This is a genomic window from Leclercia sp. CFBP8987, assembly GCF_034044995.2.
GTDB classification, from domain to species: domain Bacteria; phylum Pseudomonadota; class Gammaproteobacteria; order Enterobacterales; family Enterobacteriaceae; genus Enterobacter; species Enterobacter tamurae.
In genome coordinates, this window is record NZ_CM188255.1 from 1,312,082 (window position 1) to 1,329,550 (window position 17,469).

At 57.5% G+C, this 17,469-nt stretch carries 14 protein-coding genes; 6 read left to right on the plus strand and 8 right to left on the minus strand.

The window, feature by feature from the left end:
* The first annotated feature begins 150 nt into the window (after positions 1-150).
* The 4 genes from nagE to chiQ all read left to right on the plus strand — a co-directional run bounded on the left by nagE (position 151) and on the right by chiQ (position 6,236).
* Positions 151-2,172 carry an N-acetylglucosamine-specific PTS transporter subunit IIBC gene (nagE, locus tag SOM40_RS06195; protein ID WP_320530750.1) on the plus strand — a complete coding sequence of 674 codons (2,022 nt, stop codon included), beginning with the start codon at positions 151-153 and terminating at the stop codon, positions 2,170-2,172.
* A gap of 178 nt (positions 2,173-2,350) precedes the next feature.
* Positions 2,351-4,018: a glutamine--tRNA ligase gene (gene glnS / locus SOM40_RS06200; RefSeq protein ID WP_166181869.1), complete on the plus strand. Its 1,668-nt coding sequence runs from the start codon at positions 2,351-2,353 to the stop codon at positions 4,016-4,018.
* Between the two features lie 435 nt (positions 4,019-4,453).
* Positions 4,454-5,860 carry a chitoporin ChiP gene (gene chiP / locus SOM40_RS06205; protein WP_320530749.1) on the plus strand — a complete coding sequence of 469 codons (1,407 nt, stop codon included), beginning with the start codon at positions 4,454-4,456 and terminating at the stop codon, positions 5,858-5,860.
* A 46-nt stretch (positions 5,861-5,906) separates the two neighbouring features.
* Positions 5,907-6,236 (plus strand): ChiQ/YbfN family lipoprotein, encoded by a 330-nt coding sequence (chiQ, locus tag SOM40_RS06210; protein ID WP_106992806.1) that lies wholly within the window; start codon positions 5,907-5,909, stop codon positions 6,234-6,236.
* A gap of 146 nt (positions 6,237-6,382) precedes the next feature.
* Here chiQ and fur read toward each other — a convergent pair whose 3' ends face one another.
* The 4 genes from fur to ybfF all read right to left on the minus strand — a co-directional run bounded on the left by fur (position 6,383) and on the right by ybfF (position 8,996).
* Entirely contained in the window at positions 6,383-6,829 is a 447-nt protein-coding gene (gene fur, locus SOM40_RS06215; RefSeq protein WP_106992353.1) for a ferric iron uptake transcriptional regulator, read from the minus strand.
* A 291-nt stretch (positions 6,830-7,120) separates the two neighbouring features.
* The gene (fldA, locus tag SOM40_RS06220) at positions 7,121-7,651 is read right to left on the minus strand and encodes a flavodoxin FldA (RefSeq protein WP_181247199.1); all 531 of its coding nucleotides are present in this window, start codon (positions 7,649-7,651) and stop codon (positions 7,121-7,123) included.
* A 155-nt stretch (positions 7,652-7,806) separates the two neighbouring features.
* On the minus strand, positions 7,807-8,094 hold the full coding sequence (ybfE, locus tag SOM40_RS06225) for a LexA regulated protein (protein ID WP_261642284.1): 288 nt from the start codon (positions 8,092-8,094) through the stop codon (positions 7,807-7,809).
* Between the two features lie 128 nt (positions 8,095-8,222).
* Positions 8,223-8,996, minus strand: a complete 774-nt coding sequence (gene ybfF / locus SOM40_RS06230; protein WP_320530748.1) for an esterase — start codon at positions 8,994-8,996, stop codon at positions 8,223-8,225.
* 183 nt (positions 8,997-9,179) lie between these two features.
* Here ybfF and seqA point away from each other — a divergent pair, with 183 nt between their 5' ends.
* Together seqA and pgm are read left to right on the plus strand one after the other, a co-directional pair.
* Complete coding sequence (gene seqA / locus SOM40_RS06235) at positions 9,180-9,722, plus strand: replication initiation negative regulator SeqA (RefSeq protein WP_142488699.1); 543 nt, start codon at positions 9,180-9,182, stop codon at positions 9,720-9,722.
* Positions 9,723-9,746: 24 nt separating this feature from the next.
* Positions 9,747-11,387 (plus strand): phosphoglucomutase (alpha-D-glucose-1,6-bisphosphate-dependent), encoded by a 1,641-nt coding sequence (pgm, locus tag SOM40_RS06240; protein ID WP_320530747.1) that lies wholly within the window; start codon positions 9,747-9,749, stop codon positions 11,385-11,387.
* A gap of 81 nt (positions 11,388-11,468) precedes the next feature.
* On the opposite strand, the gene kdpE is transcribed toward pgm, so the two are convergent.
* Genes kdpE through kdpB form a run of 4 tightly spaced genes read right to left on the minus strand, consistent with a single transcriptional unit; the run spans position 11,469 to position 17,455 of the window.
* Positions 11,469-12,146: a two-component system response regulator KdpE gene (kdpE, locus tag SOM40_RS06245; protein ID WP_106992358.1), complete on the minus strand. Its 678-nt coding sequence runs from the start codon at positions 12,144-12,146 to the stop codon at positions 11,469-11,471.
* A complete protein-coding gene (gene kdpD, locus SOM40_RS06250; RefSeq protein WP_320530746.1) occupies positions 12,143-14,818 on the minus strand; it encodes a two-component system sensor histidine kinase KdpD in 2,676 nt (891 codons plus the stop codon). The genes kdpE and kdpD overlap by 4 nt, the downstream gene beginning before the upstream one ends.
* The gene (gene kdpC, locus SOM40_RS06255; protein WP_225759288.1) at positions 14,819-15,394 is read right to left on the minus strand and encodes a potassium-transporting ATPase subunit KdpC; all 576 of its coding nucleotides are present in this window, start codon (positions 15,392-15,394) and stop codon (positions 14,819-14,821) included.
* Between the two features lie 12 nt (positions 15,395-15,406).
* On the minus strand, positions 15,407-17,455 hold the full coding sequence (kdpB, locus tag SOM40_RS06260; protein WP_166181874.1) for a potassium-transporting ATPase subunit KdpB: 2,049 nt from the start codon (positions 17,453-17,455) through the stop codon (positions 15,407-15,409).
* Positions 17,456-17,469: the final 14 nt, after the last annotated feature.

The window sequence follows — 17,469 nt, forward strand, 5'->3', positions numbered from 1 at the left end:
TCACAAAAAGTACGCTTTTAATTTGCGATACGAATTAATTTTCCACACACTCAATCAGCCAGTGAATCATCAACTGTATGTATAAGTTAGTGACACAATAAAAACACAGCTGAGAACACACCGTTAACGGGGTCTCATAGGGGGAATAAATTGAGCATTTTAGGTTATTTACAAAAGGTTGGTCGCGCCTTAATGGTGCCGGTCGCCACGCTGCCAGCAGCAGCAATATTGATGGGTGTTGGTTACTGGATTGACCCGGTGGGTTGGGGTGGAGACAACGCGTTAGCGGCGTTCTTCATTAAGTCCGGTTCTGCCATTATCGATAACATGTCCGTACTGTTTGCCATTGGTGTGGCTTATGGTATGTCGAAAGATAAAGACGGTGCTGCGGCACTGACCGGCTTCGTGGGCTTCCTGGTGTTGACCACGCTCTGCTCCCCGGCTGCGGTGTCGATGATTCAGAAGATCCCTGCGGACCAGGTTCCGGCAGCGTTCGGTAAGATCAATAACCAGTTCGTGGGTATCCTGGTGGGTATCATCTCTGCTGAACTGTACAACCGCTTCAGTAGCGTTGAGTTGCCAAAAGCACTCTCCTTCTTCAGCGGTCGTCGTCTGGTGCCGATCCTGACCTCCTTCGTGATGATCGCTGTGGCCTTCATTCTGATGTACATCTGGCCGATGATCTTTGATGGTCTGGTGAACTTCGGTGAGCACATCCAGAAGCTGGGTTCCGTCGGTGCGGGCGTGTATGCGTTCTTCAACCGTCTGCTGATCCCGGTCGGTCTGCACCACGCCCTGAACTCCGTATTCTGGTTTGACGTTGCAGGTATCAACGACATACCTAACTTCCTCGGCGGCGCACAGTCCATCGAAGCAGGTAAAGCGGTTATCGGTATCACCGGTCGTTACCAGGCGGGCTTCTTCCCGATTATGATGTTCGGTCTGCCGGGTGCGGCGCTGGCTATCTACCACTGCGCGCGTCCAGAGAACAAAGCGAAAGTGCTGGGTATCATGATGGCGGGCGCATTCGCGGCCTTCTTCACCGGTATCACCGAGCCGCTGGAATTCTCCTTCATGTTCGTTGCCCCGGTACTGTACGTGATCCACGCCGTGCTGACCGGTATCTCCGTGTTCATCGCCGCATCCATGCAGTGGATTGCCGGCTTCGGCTTCAGTGCGGGCCTGGTGGATATGGTGCTGTCGTCCCGTAACCCGCTGGCGGTTCACTGGTACATGCTGATCCTGCAGGGTCTGGTGTTCTTCGTGATCTACTACGTGGTGTTCCGCTTCACCATCACCAAATTCAACCTGATGACCCCGGGTCGTGAGCTGGCGGTTGCTGGTAGCGAAGCGGATGGTCAGGATGTGAACGTGAGCGGCACCGCGACGGAAGACGTTTCCGGTCTGGCGCGTCAGTACATCGCGGCAGTCGGCGGTTCCGACAATCTGACCGGTATTGATGCCTGCATCACCCGTCTGCGTCTGAACGTGAAAGACTCTTCTCTGGTTAACGAAGCGATGGCGAAACGCCTGGGGGCTTCTGGCGTTATCCGCCTGAACAAAACCAGCGTGCAGATCATCGTCGGCTTCGTGGCTGAGAAAATCGCTAACGCAATGAAAACCACCGGCCCGGTTGCCGCTGCTGAAGCGACCTCTGCCCCAGTCGCAGCACCTGCCGCCGTTAAGCCACAGGCTGTTGCCAATACCACCACCATCGCTGCGCTGGTTTCGCCAGTGACCGGAGACGTGGTTGCCCTGGAGCAGGTGCCTGATGAAGCCTTCGCCAGCAAAGCAGTAGGCGATGGTGTAGCGGTAAAACCAACGGATAAAACCGTGGTCTCCCCGGCAGCCGGTACTATCGTCAAAATCTTTAACACCAACCATGCGTTCTGCCTGGAAACGGAGAAAGGCGCGGAGATCGTGGTCCACATGGGTATTGATACCGTGGCACTGGGTGGTCAGGGCTTCAAGCGCCTGGTTGAAGAGGGTGCCGAAGTGGTTGCCGGCCAGCCAGTGCTGGAAATGGATCTCGACTTCCTGAACGCCAATGCCCGCTCCATGATCAGCCCGGTTGTCTGCAGCAACATCGATGACTTCAGCGGCCTGGTCATCAAGGCGCAGGGTCAGGTTGTTGCCGGTCAGACACCACTGTATGAAATTAAAGGCAAGTAAGTGCTCCTGAGTTAGCGTTAATGCCTTAGCGGCGGGGATATCCCCGCCGCTTTTTTTTGCAGCAATCGCCCCGATTATTCTCTCCACAGACCTTTTTCACGTAACTAAAGGTTGTCACTACGCCCGGCTTATAAGATCATATGCCGTTATACGTCGTTTACGCTTTGAGGAATCCACGATGAGTGAGGCTGAAGCCCGCCCAAGCAACTTTATTCGTCAGATCATCGATGAAGATCTGGCCACTGGTAAGCACACCACTGTTCATACCCGTTTTCCGCCGGAGCCAAATGGCTACCTGCACATTGGTCATGCGAAATCGATCTGCCTGAACTTCGGCATTGCGCAGGACTATCAGGGTCAATGCAACCTGCGTTTCGATGACACCAACCCGGTGAAAGAAGACATCGAATACGTAGAGTCCATTAAGAACGACGTGCAATGGTTGGGCTTCAACTGGTCTGGCGACATCTGCTACTCCTCTGACTATTTTGACCAGCTATACGCCTACGCCGTTGAGCTGATCAACAAAGGCCTGGCCTACGTTGACGAGCTTTCCGCTGACGAAATCCGCGAATACCGCGGCTCGTTGACCGCGCCGGGTAAAAACAGCCCGTACCGCGATCGCAGCGTGGAAGAGAACCTGGCCCTGTTTGAAAAAATGCGTGCCGGTGGCTTCGAAGAGGGTAAAGCCTGTCTGCGCGCCAAAATCGATATGGCTTCGCCGTTTATCGTGATGCGTGATCCGGTGCTGTACCGCATTAAGTTTGCCGATCACCACCAGACCGGCAGCAAGTGGTGCATCTACCCGATGTACGACTTCACCCACTGCATCAGCGATGCGCTGGAAGGCATTACCCACTCGCTCTGTACCCTGGAGTTCCAGGACAACCGTCGCCTGTACGACTGGGTGCTGGATAACATCTCTATTCCGGTGCATCCGCGTCAGTACGAGTTCTCTCGTCTGAATCTGGAATACACCGTGATGTCCAAGCGTAAGCTGAACCTGCTGGTCACTGACAAGCACGTTGAAGGCTGGGATGACCCGCGTATGCCGACCATCTCTGGTCTGCGTCGTCGTGGCTATACCGCGGCATCCATCCGTGAGTTCTGCAAACGCATCGGCGTGACCAAGCAGGACAACACCATCGAGATGGCGTCGCTGGAATCCTGTATTCGCGAAGATCTGAACGACAATGCACCGCGCGCCATGGCGGTTATCGATCCGGTAAAACTGGTTATCGAAAACTACCCGCAGGGCGAAAGCGAGCTGGTTACAATGCCGAACCATCCGAGCAAGCCGGAGATGGGCAGCCGTGACGTGCCGTTCAGCGGCGAGATCTGGATCGATCGTGCTGACTTCCGTGAAGAAGCCAACAAGCAGTACAAGCGTCTGGTGATGGGTAAAGAAGTGCGTCTGCGTAATGCCTATGTGATCAAAGCCGAGCGTGTCGAAAAAGACGCAGAAGGCACTATCACCACTATCTTCTGCACCTACGATGCTGAGACCCTGAGCAAGGATCCAGCCGACGGTCGCAAGGTGAAAGGTGTTATCCACTGGGTGAGCGCGGCTCATGCGCTGCCGGTTGAAATCCGCCTTTACGATCGTCTGTTCAGCGTGCCAAACCCGGGTGCCGCCGAGGACTTCCTGCAGGTGATTAACCAGGATTCACTGGTGATCAAGCAGGGCTTTGCCGAGCCATCCCTGAAAGCTGCCGTTGCCGGTCATGCGTATCAGTTCGAGCGCGAAGGCTACTTCTGCCTCGACAGCCGCTATGCCACCGCCGACAAACTGGTATTTAACCGCACCGTCGGTCTGCGTGATACATGGGCGAAAGCGGGCGAATAATTCCCTTTTTCCTGTAAAAAACGCCGCGCACTGCGGCGTTTTTTTTGGCCTGCCATAAGCCGTTAGTCTTTTAAATCTTCGCGTTGCGAATTAATTCTGTTTCTTAAAACGGTTCGCTTTCTCTTCCTTTTCGCAAATTAATCGCTAATACGGCCGGGCAGGGTATGTAATCTTTATTTATTAAAAATAAATCGCTCATTCTGAAGATTATTTTAAATAAATATTCTTCCTCATTTCCTTTGTTACAAACCGCAACCAAATATGTGCGCTTTGTCATAATCCTGACTTTTGATCGCTGAAAAGCGTTGATAATTCGCGTCGCGAAAAATAGTCTAAGGGCAGGAGATGTAAGCGGGTATTTCCGCTTACCTCCACTTTTAACTTTTTTGTTTTTCGCCGTTTTAGGCGCTTTTAATACGTCAAAGAGGATTAATTATGCGTACGTTTAGTGGCAAACGTAGTACGCTTGCGCTGGCTATCGCCGGTGTTACAGCAATGTCAGGCTGGGTGATTTCTCCGGAAGCTCAGGCCGAAGGTTTCATTGATGATTCAACCCTCACGGGCGGTATCTATTACTGGCAGCGTGAACGTGACCGTAAAGATGTTGAGTCAGATAAATATAAAACTAACCTCGCTCACTCCACCTGGAACGCCAATCTTGATTTCCAGTCCGGCTATGCCGCTGACATGTTCGGCCTTGATCTGGCTGCCTTCACTGCCATCGAAATGGCGGAAAACGGCGACAGCGGCCACCCGAACGAAATCGCTTTCTCCTCCAGCAACAAAGCCTATAAAGAGGACTGGTCCGGCGATAAGAGCGGGATCAGCCTGTATAAAGCGGCAGCAAAATTTAAATACGGTCCGGCCTGGGCCCGCGGCGGCTGGTTACAGCCAACCGGTCAAACCCTGTTAGCGCCGCACTGGAGCTTTATGCCGGGTACCTATCAGGGTGCCGAAGCCGGGGCCAACTTTGACTACGGCGATAGCGGTGCGTTGAGCTTCTCTTATATGTGGACCAACGAGTACAAAGCGCCGTGGCATCTCGAGATGGACAAGTTCTATCAGAATGACCGAAAAACCCGCGTCGACTATCTCCACTCCTTCGGCGCGAAGTACGATTTCAAAAATAACCTGATCCTGGAAGCCGCTTTTGGTCAGGCTGAAGGCTTCATCGATCAGTACTTTGCCAAAGCCAGCTATAAGCTGGATATCGTCGGCGGTCCGCTCTCTACCACCTATCAGTTCTACGGCACGCGTGATAAAGCCGACAGCGGCACCGTGAACGATATCTACGACGGTACGGCCTGGCTACAGGCGCTGACCCTGGGTTACAAAGTCGGGCAGGTCGATTTACGTCTGGAAGGGACTTACGTCAAGGCAGAAGGGCAGCAGGGTTACTTCCTGCAGCGTATGACCCCAACCTATGCGTCTTCCAACGGTCGTCTGGACGTGTGGTGGGATAACCGCTCCGACTTTAACGCCAACGGCGAAAAAGCGGTCTTCTTCGGCGCCATGTACGATCTGAGCAACTGGAATCTGGCGGGCTGGAGCGTTGGCGCGTCTTATGTCTACGCCTGGGATGCGAAACCGGCCGACTGGTTAATCAACAGTGCCGGTCAGCGTGAAGATATCGCCTCGAACAAGATCAAGGAATCGGCCTACAGCCTGGATGCGATCTACACCCTGCAGGATGGCCGCGCGAAAGGGACTATGTTCAAACTGCACTTCACGCAGTATGACAACCATTCCGATATCCCAAGCTACGGCGGCGGCTACGGCAACATCTTCCAGGATGAGCGTGACGTGAAGTTTATGGTTATCGCCCCATTCACCATCTTCTGATGACAATCCGGGCGGGGAATTCCCCGCCTGACTGGAGACCGTTATGCTGAAAAAAATCGTACTGGTCGCGGTGCTGGCATCAGGACTGGCCGCCTGCGCACAACCCCAGACCCAGAAAGAAGACACGCGTCTGAAAGAGGCCTACAGCGCGTGCATCAATACCGCTGAAGGTTCGCCAGAAAAGATCGAGGCCTGCCAGAGCGTACTGGACGTGCTGCGCCAGGAGAAGGCACACGAACAGTTTGCGACCCAGGAAACCGTCAGAGTGGCGGATTACCAGGCCTGTATTCAGGCGCGTAAAACGGGTAACAATCAGGACGTGACCAAAAACTGCGATAAAATCTGGCAGGAGATCCGCAGCAACAACGCGAAGTAATCTGCTTTTTGCCACGCCCGGTGGTGCAAACTGCCGGAACTGAGCCCGTAGGCCCGCGTAAGCGTAGCGCCACCGGGCTCTTTTTTTGCCTGTAAAAAGGCAAAAAAAAAGCCAACCGTCAGGTTGGCTCAGTGTCGATGCAGGGATTACTTCGTGTCGTGCGCGTGGTCATTTTCGCGACAGTCGCCTTCGGCACAGTGACCGTACAGGTACAGACTGTGGTTGGTCAGGCGAATGCCGTGACGTGCGGCAATTTCGCGCTGGCGTAATTCGATGGAATCATCGCTGAATTCGATCACTTTGCCGCAGTCGAGGCAAATCAGGTGATCGTGGTGATGCTGCTGCGTCAGTTCAAACACGGATTTACCGCCTTCGAAATTATGACGCGTGACGATGCCTGCATCGTCGAACTGGTTCAGTACACGGTAAACGGTAGCCAGACCAATCTCTTCGCCCATGTCGATCAGACGCTTGTATAAGTCTTCCGCACTGACATGATGGTTATCCGGACCCTGAAGCACTTCCAGGATTTTTAACCGTGGAAGCGTGACTTTCAGTCCGGCCTTCTTTAATGCGGTGTTGTTGTCAGTCATGCGGAATCTGTCCTGTTGCTAAACGATTCACTTCTAAAGAAGAAGTGACAGAAAATGCACCTGGGATAATGCGTCTCATTATAGAACTGCCATGACGTAATGAAAACTGCAAGTCTCAAGTAAAGTATGCTTATAAAAACGAGGTACCGCCAACAAAGTTGTTACAAGGTTCCCCGTTTACTCCTGGATCATTGTACAGGTATGGCAGCAAAAGTTAAAAATTTGTAGCAATTATTTTGATTGGAATTACCTATCAATGCGGCGCAACTTTAGCGTTGCGCCGCGACATCATCAAGCGTTGAGGATGTCGTCGAGGTGCAGTTCTTCGCGGATTTGTTTAACCCATTTGTCCACGCGCTCAGCGGTCAGTTCCGGCTGACGGTCTTCGTCGATAGCCAGACCCACGAAGTTGTTATCATCGGCCAGACCTTTAGAGGCTTCGAAGTGGTAACCAGCGGTTGGCCAGTGGCCCACAATCACCGCGCCGCGTGGCTCAATGATGTCGCGAATGGTGCCGAGGGCATCGCAGAAGTATTCTGCGTAGTCTTCCTGATCGCCACAGCCGAACAGGGCTACCAGCTTGCCGTTGAAGTCGATCTCTTCCAGAGACGGGAAGAAGTCGTCCCAGTCACACTGCGCTTCACCGTAATACCAGGTCGGGATGCCCAGCAGCAGAATATCGTAACCTTCGATATCTTCTTTGCTGCTTTTCGCAATGTCATGCACATCGGCAACGTCTTTACCTAACTGTTTTTGAATGTTTTTTGCGATGTTTTCGGTGTTACCCGTGTCGCTGCCGAAAAAAATGCCGATGATTGCCATGAGTAAAATAACCTCTTGATACTTAATGGTATGGTGGCGCAATTTAGCCACGGATAAGGGCAATCATAGCAGAACAGAGAAGCCTGCGGAAACTGCTATCACGCAGGACTGCACTCTGTGCTACATGAAAGCAACAAGAAGGGGAGTTTTCTGAGTTAAACCTTGCCGTGCCATTTCTCGAGCTGCGCGATCAGCATCTCTTCGATAAGCTCACTGCGGCTGATATCACGGGCATTCGCCAGCTCATTCAGCGCATCGACAGCGTCAGCATTCAGTTTCAGCTCGACGCGTTTAAGCCCACGACTTTTATCGCGTTTAAGCTGATTGCGCTTATTAATGCGCAGCTGTTCATCACGCGATAGCGGATTGGTTTTCGGTCGTCCCGGGCGACGCTCATTCGCGAACAGATCTATTGTCGTGCGGTCCGTGTGTTCTTTGGCCATGATTCTGAGACTTCGGGGGAAACAAGACACCCTGCTAATGCCCGGGCGATAAGCGCGCCATCATACATCACCGAAAACGGCACGCCAACGACTGGAGGCCTGCCGGCGACCAGTCGCTCTCTTTTTAATCAATTATTGATGTCAGCGAGGTAACGGCGGATAGCGCGCAGCACCGCGTCCGGTTTTTCAGCATGAACCCAGTGTCCGGCCCCGGCAATGACATGCGCTTTGGCCTGAGGGAATTGCGCCAGCAGCGCATCGCGGTACGCTTCGGTGACATACGGGGAATTGCCGCCAGTGATGAACAGGGTAGAGTGCGGCCACGCCGGGACCGGCTGCCAGCCGACGATCTGGTCATACCGATCCCAGAGAACCGGCACGTTGAAGCGCCACGCGCCGTCGACGAAGGATTTCAGCAGGAACTGCACCACGCCCTCTTCATCCAGATGTTCACGCATCAGCGCCGCGGCCTGCTGGCGGGTGCTGACCCCGGCGTCGGTGACGGCATTGATGGCAGCGAAGATCTCATCGTGGCGGCGTACGTCGTAATCCACTGGGGCGACGTCGATCACCACCAGCCCGGCAATCCGCTCCGGGGCTATGGCCGTCAACGCCATGACCGCTTTGCCGCCCATTGAGTGACCTATCATGATCGCCTTTTCAATATTGTGCTCATCCAGCGTATCCAGCAGATCCTGGGCCATGTCGGCGTAGGTCATCTCTGCCGAGCGCGGCGACAGACCGTGGTTGCGCATATCCACCTGCAGCAGCGCGTGGTCGGTCACCAGATCCCGTGCCAGCACGCCAAGGTTATCCAGGCTGCCAAACAGGCCATGCACCAGGACGATGGGAGAATTATTGTGCGGCGATTGTGCAGATTGCGCTCGGGTATTCAATTTCATGGCAAAGTTCTTTTTTTACGTATGTCAGGTTAGGGTATCATGTTGACCATTCTGCCGCCCGGCTGCAAGGAAACAGTTAATTCTGACTTTTGCCGCCATTCTGGCTTGACGCTATCCGCTGTTGGGTTTTGACCTTATACTCCCAACGACTTGTATTCAGATAAGATATCGCACTGGATTAAGATGAAAACAATCGAAGTTGATGACGAGCTTTATCAGTATATCGCCAGCCAGACGCGGCATATCGGTGAGAGCGCGTCCGACATTTTACGGCGCATGCTGAAAATTGCCGCCGCCTCCCAGTCTGCCGCTCCGGCCATCAAAGAAACGCGCCAGCCCGCTGCTGTCGCGCAGGAAAAGCCGCTGTCACCGGTAAAAGACAAAGTGCGTGCGATGCGCGAACTGCTGCTTTCTGACGAATATGCTGAGCAGAAGAAAGCCGTTAACCGCTTTATGCTGGTGCTGACTACACTCTATTCACTGGATAACAACGCATTTGCCGACGCGACGGAGTCTCTCCACGGTCGCACCCGCGTCTATTTCGCGGCTGACGAGCAAACGCTGTTACAGAATGGCAATCAAACTAAGCCCAAGCACCTGCCTGGTACGCCGTACTGGGTGATCACCAATACCAACACCGGACGCAAGCGCAGCATGATCGAACACATCATGCAGTCCATGCAGTTCCCGGCGGAATTGACTGATAAGGTTTGCGGCACTATTTAACCCTTGCATCAGAAGGACCAGGCAATGGCAAATCACAATCGTGCGGGTCAACCTGCACAACAGAGCGATTTGATTAACGTCGCCCAGCTTACCGCCCAGTACTACGTGCTGAAGCCGGAAGTGGGTAACGCAGAACACGCAGTGAAGTTTGGTACATCCGGGCACCGCGGCAGTGCGGTACGCCACAGCTTTAACGAGCCGCATATTCTGGCCATTGCTCAGGCCATCGCGGAAGAGCGTGCCAAAAATGGCATCACCGGTCCGTGCTACGTGGGTAAAGATACCCACGCCCTGTCAGAGCCCGCTTTTATTTCCGTGCTGGAAGTGCTGGCGGCCAACGGCGTGGACGTCGTGATTCAGGAAAACAACGGCTATACGCCGACCCCTGCGGTCTCTAACGCCATTCTGGTGCATAACCAGAAAGACGGCGCACAGGCGGATGGCATTGTGATCACGCCATCCCACAATCCGCCGGAAGATGGTGGCATCAAGTACAACCCACCGAACGGCGGCCCGGCTGACACCAACGTCACCAAAGTGGTGGAAGATCGTGCCAATGCCCTGCTGGCCGACGGCCTGAACGGCGTGAAGCGCATTTCCCTGGACGAGGCGATGGCCTCCGGCCATGTGAAAGAGCAGGATCTGGTGCAGCCGTTCGTTGAAGGACTGGCGGATATCGTCGATATGGCGGCGATCCAGAAAGCCGGTCTGAAGCTGGGCGTCGACCCGCTCGGCGGTTCCGGTATCGAATACTGGAAACGTATTGCCGAACACTACAAGCTGGATCTGACCATCGTGAACGATCACGTCGATCAGACCTTCCGCTTTATGCACCTCGATAAAGATGGCGCGATCCGCATGGACTGCTCCTCCGAGTGCGCGATGGCGGGCCTGCTGGCGCTGCGCGACAAGTTTGATCTCGCCTTTGCCAACGACCCGGATTACGACCGTCACGGCATCGTCACTCCTGCCGGCCTGATGAACCCGAACCACTACCTGGCGGTAGCCATCAACTACCTGTTCCAGCATCGTCCACAGTGGGGCGCAGAGGTTGCCGTGGGTAAAACCCTGGTCTCCTCCGCGATGATCGACCGTGTGGTTAACGATCTGGGCCGCAAGCTGGTGGAAGTGCCGGTAGGCTTCAAGTGGTTTGTTGACGGTCTGTTCGACGGTAGCTTTGGCTTTGGCGGCGAAGAGAGCGCGGGCGCGTCCTTCCTGCGCTTCAACGGCACCCCGTGGTCTACCGACAAAGACGGCATCATCATGTGCCTGCTGGCGGCGGAAATCACTGCCGTCACCGGTAAGAACCCGCAGGAGCATTACAACGAGCTGGCAGCCCGTTTTGGCGCCCCGAGCTACAACCGTCTGCAGGCCTCTGCCACTTCTGCCCAGAAAGCGGCGCTGTCTAAGCTGTCACCGGAAATGGTCAGCGCCAGCACCCTGGCAGGTGACCCGATCACTGCCCGTCTGACGGCAGCACCAGGTAACGGTGCGTCCATCGGCGGCCTGAAGGTGATGACCGAGAATGGCTGGTTCGCCGCGCGTCCATCCGGAACTGAAGACGCGTACAAAATCTACTGTGAAAGCTTCCTCGGCGACGAACACCGTCAGCTGATCGAGAAAGAAGCGGTTGAAATTGTGAGTGAAGTGCTGAAAAACGCATAATCATCAAAAACGGCAACCTGGTTGCCGTTTTGTTGTATTCGTAGGCCCGGTAAGCGCTAGCGCCACCGGGCTTTTTTGTGCTCAAAGCATAAACCGATAGCCAATCCCGGTTTCGGTTAACAGGTGGCGTGGCCGCGCGGGGTCCGCCTCGAGTTTTTGCCGCAGGTGTCCCATATAAATCCGCAGGTAGTGACTGTGCTCCACCGCATTCGGTCCCCAGACCTGGCTTAACAGCTGGCGCTGGGTGAGCACCTTGCCGTGATTGTTGAGCAGGACCGCCAGCAGGCGGAACTCGATAGGGGTCAGGTGGATTTCCGTCTCATCCCGCTGAATGCGCCGTGAGGCCAGATCGACGCGAATATCAGAGAAGCTATACACCGGGTCGGCAGGGGAGGTTGTTGCGTGGCGGCGCAGGGCAACGCGCAGACGCGCCTGCAGTTCGCCAATGCCAAACGGCTTGCTGAGATAGTCGTCGGCCCCGGCATCGAGCGCGGCAATTTTGTCGGTCTCTTCCAGACGCGCCGAGAGCACAATGATCGGCATCTGGCTCCACTGACGCACTTCCCGGATAAAGTCGAGGCCGTCGCCGTCCGGCAAACCCAGATCGAGGATCACCAGATCCGGCTTACGGGTAGCGGCTTCAATCAAACCCCGCTGCAGCGTGCCGGCCTCGTGGACGCGCAGCCCTTCACCTTCCAGCGCGGCGCGCAGAAAACGGCTGATAGCGAGTTCATCTTCAACAATCAGGACGTTAATCACAAATCCTCTGGGAATTCATTCAGTTCGGGTGGCGTATCGCGCGGCAGTGTAACACAAAAACCGGCTCCCCCTTCGGGACGGTTATGGGCCGTGATGGTGCCGCCGTGCACCTCAATAATCGCCTGGCAGATGGCCAGCCCCAGCCCGACGCCGGGAATGGCGGACTCCTTATTCCCACGGGCGAACTTATCAAAGATAGCCTGTTCCTGGCCCAGCGGAATGCCGGGACCGGTATCCCACACCTCCAGCTGCAGCTGTTCGGGCGTGACGCTGGCATGAATGCCGATTTGCGCTCTGCTGCCCGCGTATTTCCCTGCGTTCTCCAGCAGGTTAATCAGCACCCGCTCGAACAGTGGGCCGTCCACGTGGATCAACGCCAGAGGATCGGCCATATCGAGCGCGATATGCCGGCCACCCAGACCCGGTTCCAGCGTTTTTAAGGCGCTGCCGATCACCTCTTCCAGGGTCAGCCACTCTTTTTTCAGGTTAAAGCCGCCGGACTGGATCCGCGCCATATCCAGCAGATTGTTCACCAGCCGGGTGGTATTCAGGACGTGCTGGCGGATCTCGCTGGCCTGCAGGGCGTGGCGGGAGCCCTCGGCCGCCAGGTCGAGGGTAAGGATCTCCGACTGACCGAACAGCACCGTCAGCGGGGTGCGCAGATCGTGGGAGAGGGCCGCCAGCAGCGAGTTGCGAATGCTTTCCCGCTCGCTGGCTAACCGCGCCTGCTCTTCGCTGGCGGTCAGTGCCAGCCGCTCGAGGGCATTGGCAACCAGCAGGGTAAAGGTCTCCAGCAGGCGCTGCTGCTCGGGGATCATCAGCTGACGCAGGTTGGACGGCTCGACGATGGCCACCCCCTGATGCTGCAGCGGCAGGATAAGATACGGCACGCCGGGCAGGGTATCGGTTCCCGCCCCGGCGGGCTGGCCCTTGTCAAAGCTCCAGCGGGCAATGGCCTCATCCCAGGGCGTCATGCCCGAGGCCGGGGTCAGCGGGCGCAGCTGGCCCTCCTGATCTGGCAGCAGGATCAGGCTGCGGGCGTGAAAAGTGGAGTGAATAAACTGCTGGCTGGTCTGGACGATATCCTGCGTCGTACGGCCCACCGCCAGCGCCTTCGACATCTCATACAGATGGCGGGTGCGCTGCTCGCGGTAGCGGGCGATCCGCGCCTGATAGCGCACCCCCGCCGTCAGGTTGCCGATCAGCAAGCCCACCGCCAGCATCACGGCAAAGGTGAGGACGTACTGCACGTCCGACACCGCCAGAGTGCCGCGCGGGGCGATGAAAAAGAGATCGAAGCTGACCACGTTGATCACCGTCGCCAGCACCGAGGGCCAACGGCCATAAAACAGTGCCACCACCACCACCCCAAGCAGGTAGATCATCACCAGGTTGGCGGCATCGAATTCCGGTAGCCACTGGCTGGCGATAACGGTGATCAGGGCGCAGAGCAGCACCGCCACCAGACAGCCGCGCAGCTGGATCCGCCATTTGTCACTGAACGTCCGGTTATCCGGGGTTCTGGCGGGCAGGGCCGCGGGCTTATCGTCGAGGGCGACGATCAGCAGGTCGAGGTCCGGCGCGCGCTGCGCCAGCCTGTCGGCAAAGGTCTCCCGGTTGAACCAGCGGCGATGGGAACGCCTGCCGATAACAATCTTGCCGAGGTTATGCTCCCGGGCGTAACGCAGGATGGCTTTGTCTTCTGCCTGTTCGGCCAGGGTAGCGGTTTCAGCCCCCAGCTCCTGGGCCAGCCGCAGGGCGCTGAGAATGGCGCGGCGCTGGTTCTCCGGCAGGCGGTGCAGCTGCGGGGTCTCGACGTAGACGGCGTGCCAGACGCTGCCGAATTTCGCCGCCAGACGCGCGGCGGTACGCACCAGCTTCTCGTTGCCGCTGCCGTGACCGATACAGAGCAGGATCGCATCGCGGGTATGCCACACTTTTTCCTCGCCCTGACGATCGCGCCAGGCCCTCATCTGATCGTCCACCCGGTCGGCGGTGCGGCGCAGGGCCAGCTCGCGCAGGGCGATCAAATTGCCTTTACGGAAGAAGTGTTCGATGGCCCGCTCCGCCTGCCCGGCAATGTAAACCTTGCCTTCGTGCAGGCGCTGGCGCAGATCGTCCGGGGGCAGATCCACCAGCACCACTTCGTCCGCCGCGTCGAAGAACGGGTCCGGGACGGTCTCCCGGACCTGAACCCCGGTGACGCCGCTGACCACGTCGTTAAGACTCTCCAGATGCTGGACGTTGACGGTGGTAAAGACGTCGATGCCCGCTTCCAGCAGCTCTTCGACGTCCTGCCAGCGTTTAGGGTGGCGCGAGCCGGGGGCGTTGCTGTGTGCCAGCTCGTCCATCAGGATCAGCGCCGGACGGCGGGCGAGGGCGGCATCGAGATCGAATTCGGTTACCAGGCGCCCGCGATGATGAATGCGCCGGGGCGGCTGGGTCGCCAGCCCGGCCAGCAGGGCGGCGGTCTCCTGACGACCGTGGGTCTCCGCCACGCCGATCAAAATATCGAGCCCCTGGGCGCGCCGACGCTGCGCTTCACTGAGCATGGCGAAGGTCTTGCCGACGCCCGCGCAGGCGCCGAAGAAGATTTTCAGCTTGCCGCGATGGGGGGCGGCAGCCTGCTCCAGTAATTTGTCCGGGTCCGGGCGCTGAGGCTCGTCGATCATTTAGGGTTTCCTTAGTGCGTCCAGCGCCAGATTTAATTCAACAATGTTGACCACCGCCCCGCCCATCGCGCTGAACAGCGGTTTTTGGGTATGTTCCGCCACCAGCTGGCTGAGCTGCCCGGGCGCTATCTGACGCGCCTGCGCCACGCGCGGGATCTGCCAGGCGACGGCCTGCGGCGTCAGGCTGTAGTCCAGCCCGCTGGCCGAGGCGGTCACCAGCTCAACCGGCACCGCCTGGCTGGCCTGCGGGTTGGCGACGCGTAATGCCGCAACCCGTGCGCGAACGGCGTTATCCAGCTCAGGGTTGCTGCCCGCCAGGTTGCTGCCGCCCGAGGCCAGCGGATTATACGGGCTTTCTGCCGTGGCGGAAGGACGTCCGTGAAAGTAACCTGCTCCGGTAAAGTCTTGTCCAATCAGGCGGGAACCGCGGATCTCCCCCTGCTGGCGGATAAGGGATCCGTTAGCCTGGTCGGCAAACCACCACTGCCCCAGGGCGGTAGTCACCAGCGGATAGACACCCCCGGTGATCAGGGCCAGCAGAATAAACAACAGTATAGCGGGACGTAACATAGCCATTTGATTTTCCTCTTAAACCAGCCCGAACAGGGTGAGTACCAGGTCGATGGCCTTAATGCCGATAAAGGGCACTACCAGCCCACCCAGACCGTAAATCCACAGATTGCGGCGCAGCATGGCGGCGGCGGTGAGCGGCTTGTAGCTCACCCCTTTCAGCGCCAGCGGGATCAGAAAGACAATGATCAGGGCGTTAAAGATCACCGCGCTCAGGATGGCCGAGGCGGGGGAGTGCAGGTGCATCACGTTGAGGGCATTCAGCTGCGGATAAGTTGCTGCAAACGCCGCCGGAATGATGGCGAAATATTTCGCCACGTCGTTGGCGATACTGAAGGTGGTCAGCGAGCCCCGGGTCATCAGCATCTGTTTGCCGATATGTACCACTTCAATCAGCTTGGTCGGGTTGGAATCGAGGTCGACCATATTCCCCGCCTCTTTTGCCGCCTGGGTGCCGGAGTTCATCGCCACCGCCACATCGGCCTGGGCGAGGGCCGGTGCGTCGTTGGTGCCATCCCCGGTCATCGCCACCAGCCGTCCTTCGGCCTGGTACTGGCGGATCAGCGCCAGTTTGGCCTCCGGCGTTGCCTCGGAGAGGAAATCATCCACTCCTGCTTCGGCGGCAATGGCGGCGGCGGTCAGACGGTTATCCCCGGTGATCATCACCGTTTTGATGCCCATTTTACGCAGTTGGGCAAAACGCTCCTTGATGCCGCCTTTGACGATGTCCTTCAGGGCGATCACCCCCAGCACGGTAGCCCCTTCGGCCACCACCAGCGGGGTGGCCCCCTGACGGGCGACGTTCTCCACCAGGGTATCGACCTGCGGCGGGAAGTGGCCGTTGTTGGCGGCGATATGCCGGCGAATGGCATCCACCGAGCCCTTACGAATCATCCGCTCCTGGAAGTTAATCCCACTCATCCGCGTCTGCGCCGTAAAGGGCACAAAAGTGGCATGCAGGCTCTGCACGTCGCGCTGGCGCAGGTTAAAGCGCTGTTTGGCGAGGATCACGATGCTGCGGCCTTCCGGAGTTTCATCCGCCAGCGAGGCCAGTTGGGCAGCGTCGGCCAGCGTTTTTTCCTCCACCCCCGGGGCGGGCAGGAATTCGGAGGCCTGACGGTTGCCGAGGGTGATGGTGCCGGTTTTATCCAGCAGCAGCACGTCGACGTCGCCCGCCGCCTCCACCGCCCGGCCGCTGGTGGCGATGACGTTTGCGGCAAGCATTCGGCTCATGCCTGCCACGCCGATGGCCGACAGCAGGCCGCCAATGGTAGTCGGGATCAGGCACACCAGCAGGGCAATCAGGACGGTGACGCTCACCGCCGTGCCGCCATACGACGAGAAAGGCCACAGGGTGGCGGTCGCCAGCAGGAAGACGATAGTCAGCGCCACCAGCAGGATGGTGAGGGCGATTTCGTTCGGGGTTTTACGCCGCTGGGCGCCTTCCACCATGGCGATCATCCGATCGAGGAAGGTCTCCCCCGGGTTAACGCTGCACTGGATCACCAGCCAGTCGGAGAGAATGCGCGTCCCGCCGGTGACCGAGGCAAAATCACCCCCGGACTCGCGGATCACCGGCGCGGATTCGCCGGTGATGGCGCTCTCATCCACCGAGGCGCCCCCTTCGATGACTTCCCCGTCGCAGGGGATAATGTCTCCGGCCTCCACCAGCACGATGTCGCCCTTGCGCAGCGTGTCCGCCGGCACCCGGTCGGTATCGGCACCGTATTTCGCTTCGCGCAGCTTGCGGGCGAACGCCGTTTTCTGCACCCCTTTGAGGCTGTTGGCCTGCGCTTTACTGCGTCCTTCCGCCAGCGCTTCGGCGACGTTGGCAAACAGCACGGTGAACCACAGCCACAGGCTGATTGCCGCAGTAAACGAGGCGCTCCCTGGAAGCAACCCACCTGCCATGGCAAGGGCCAGCAGGGTGGTCAGCAGGCTGCCCAGCCAGACAATAAACATCACCGGATTGCGCCACTGCACGCGCGGGTCGATTTTTTTTACCGCATCCATCAGCGCCTGACGAACCAGCGAGGGCTCGAGCAGGGCCAGTTGCTTACGACTCATGACCATTACTCCGC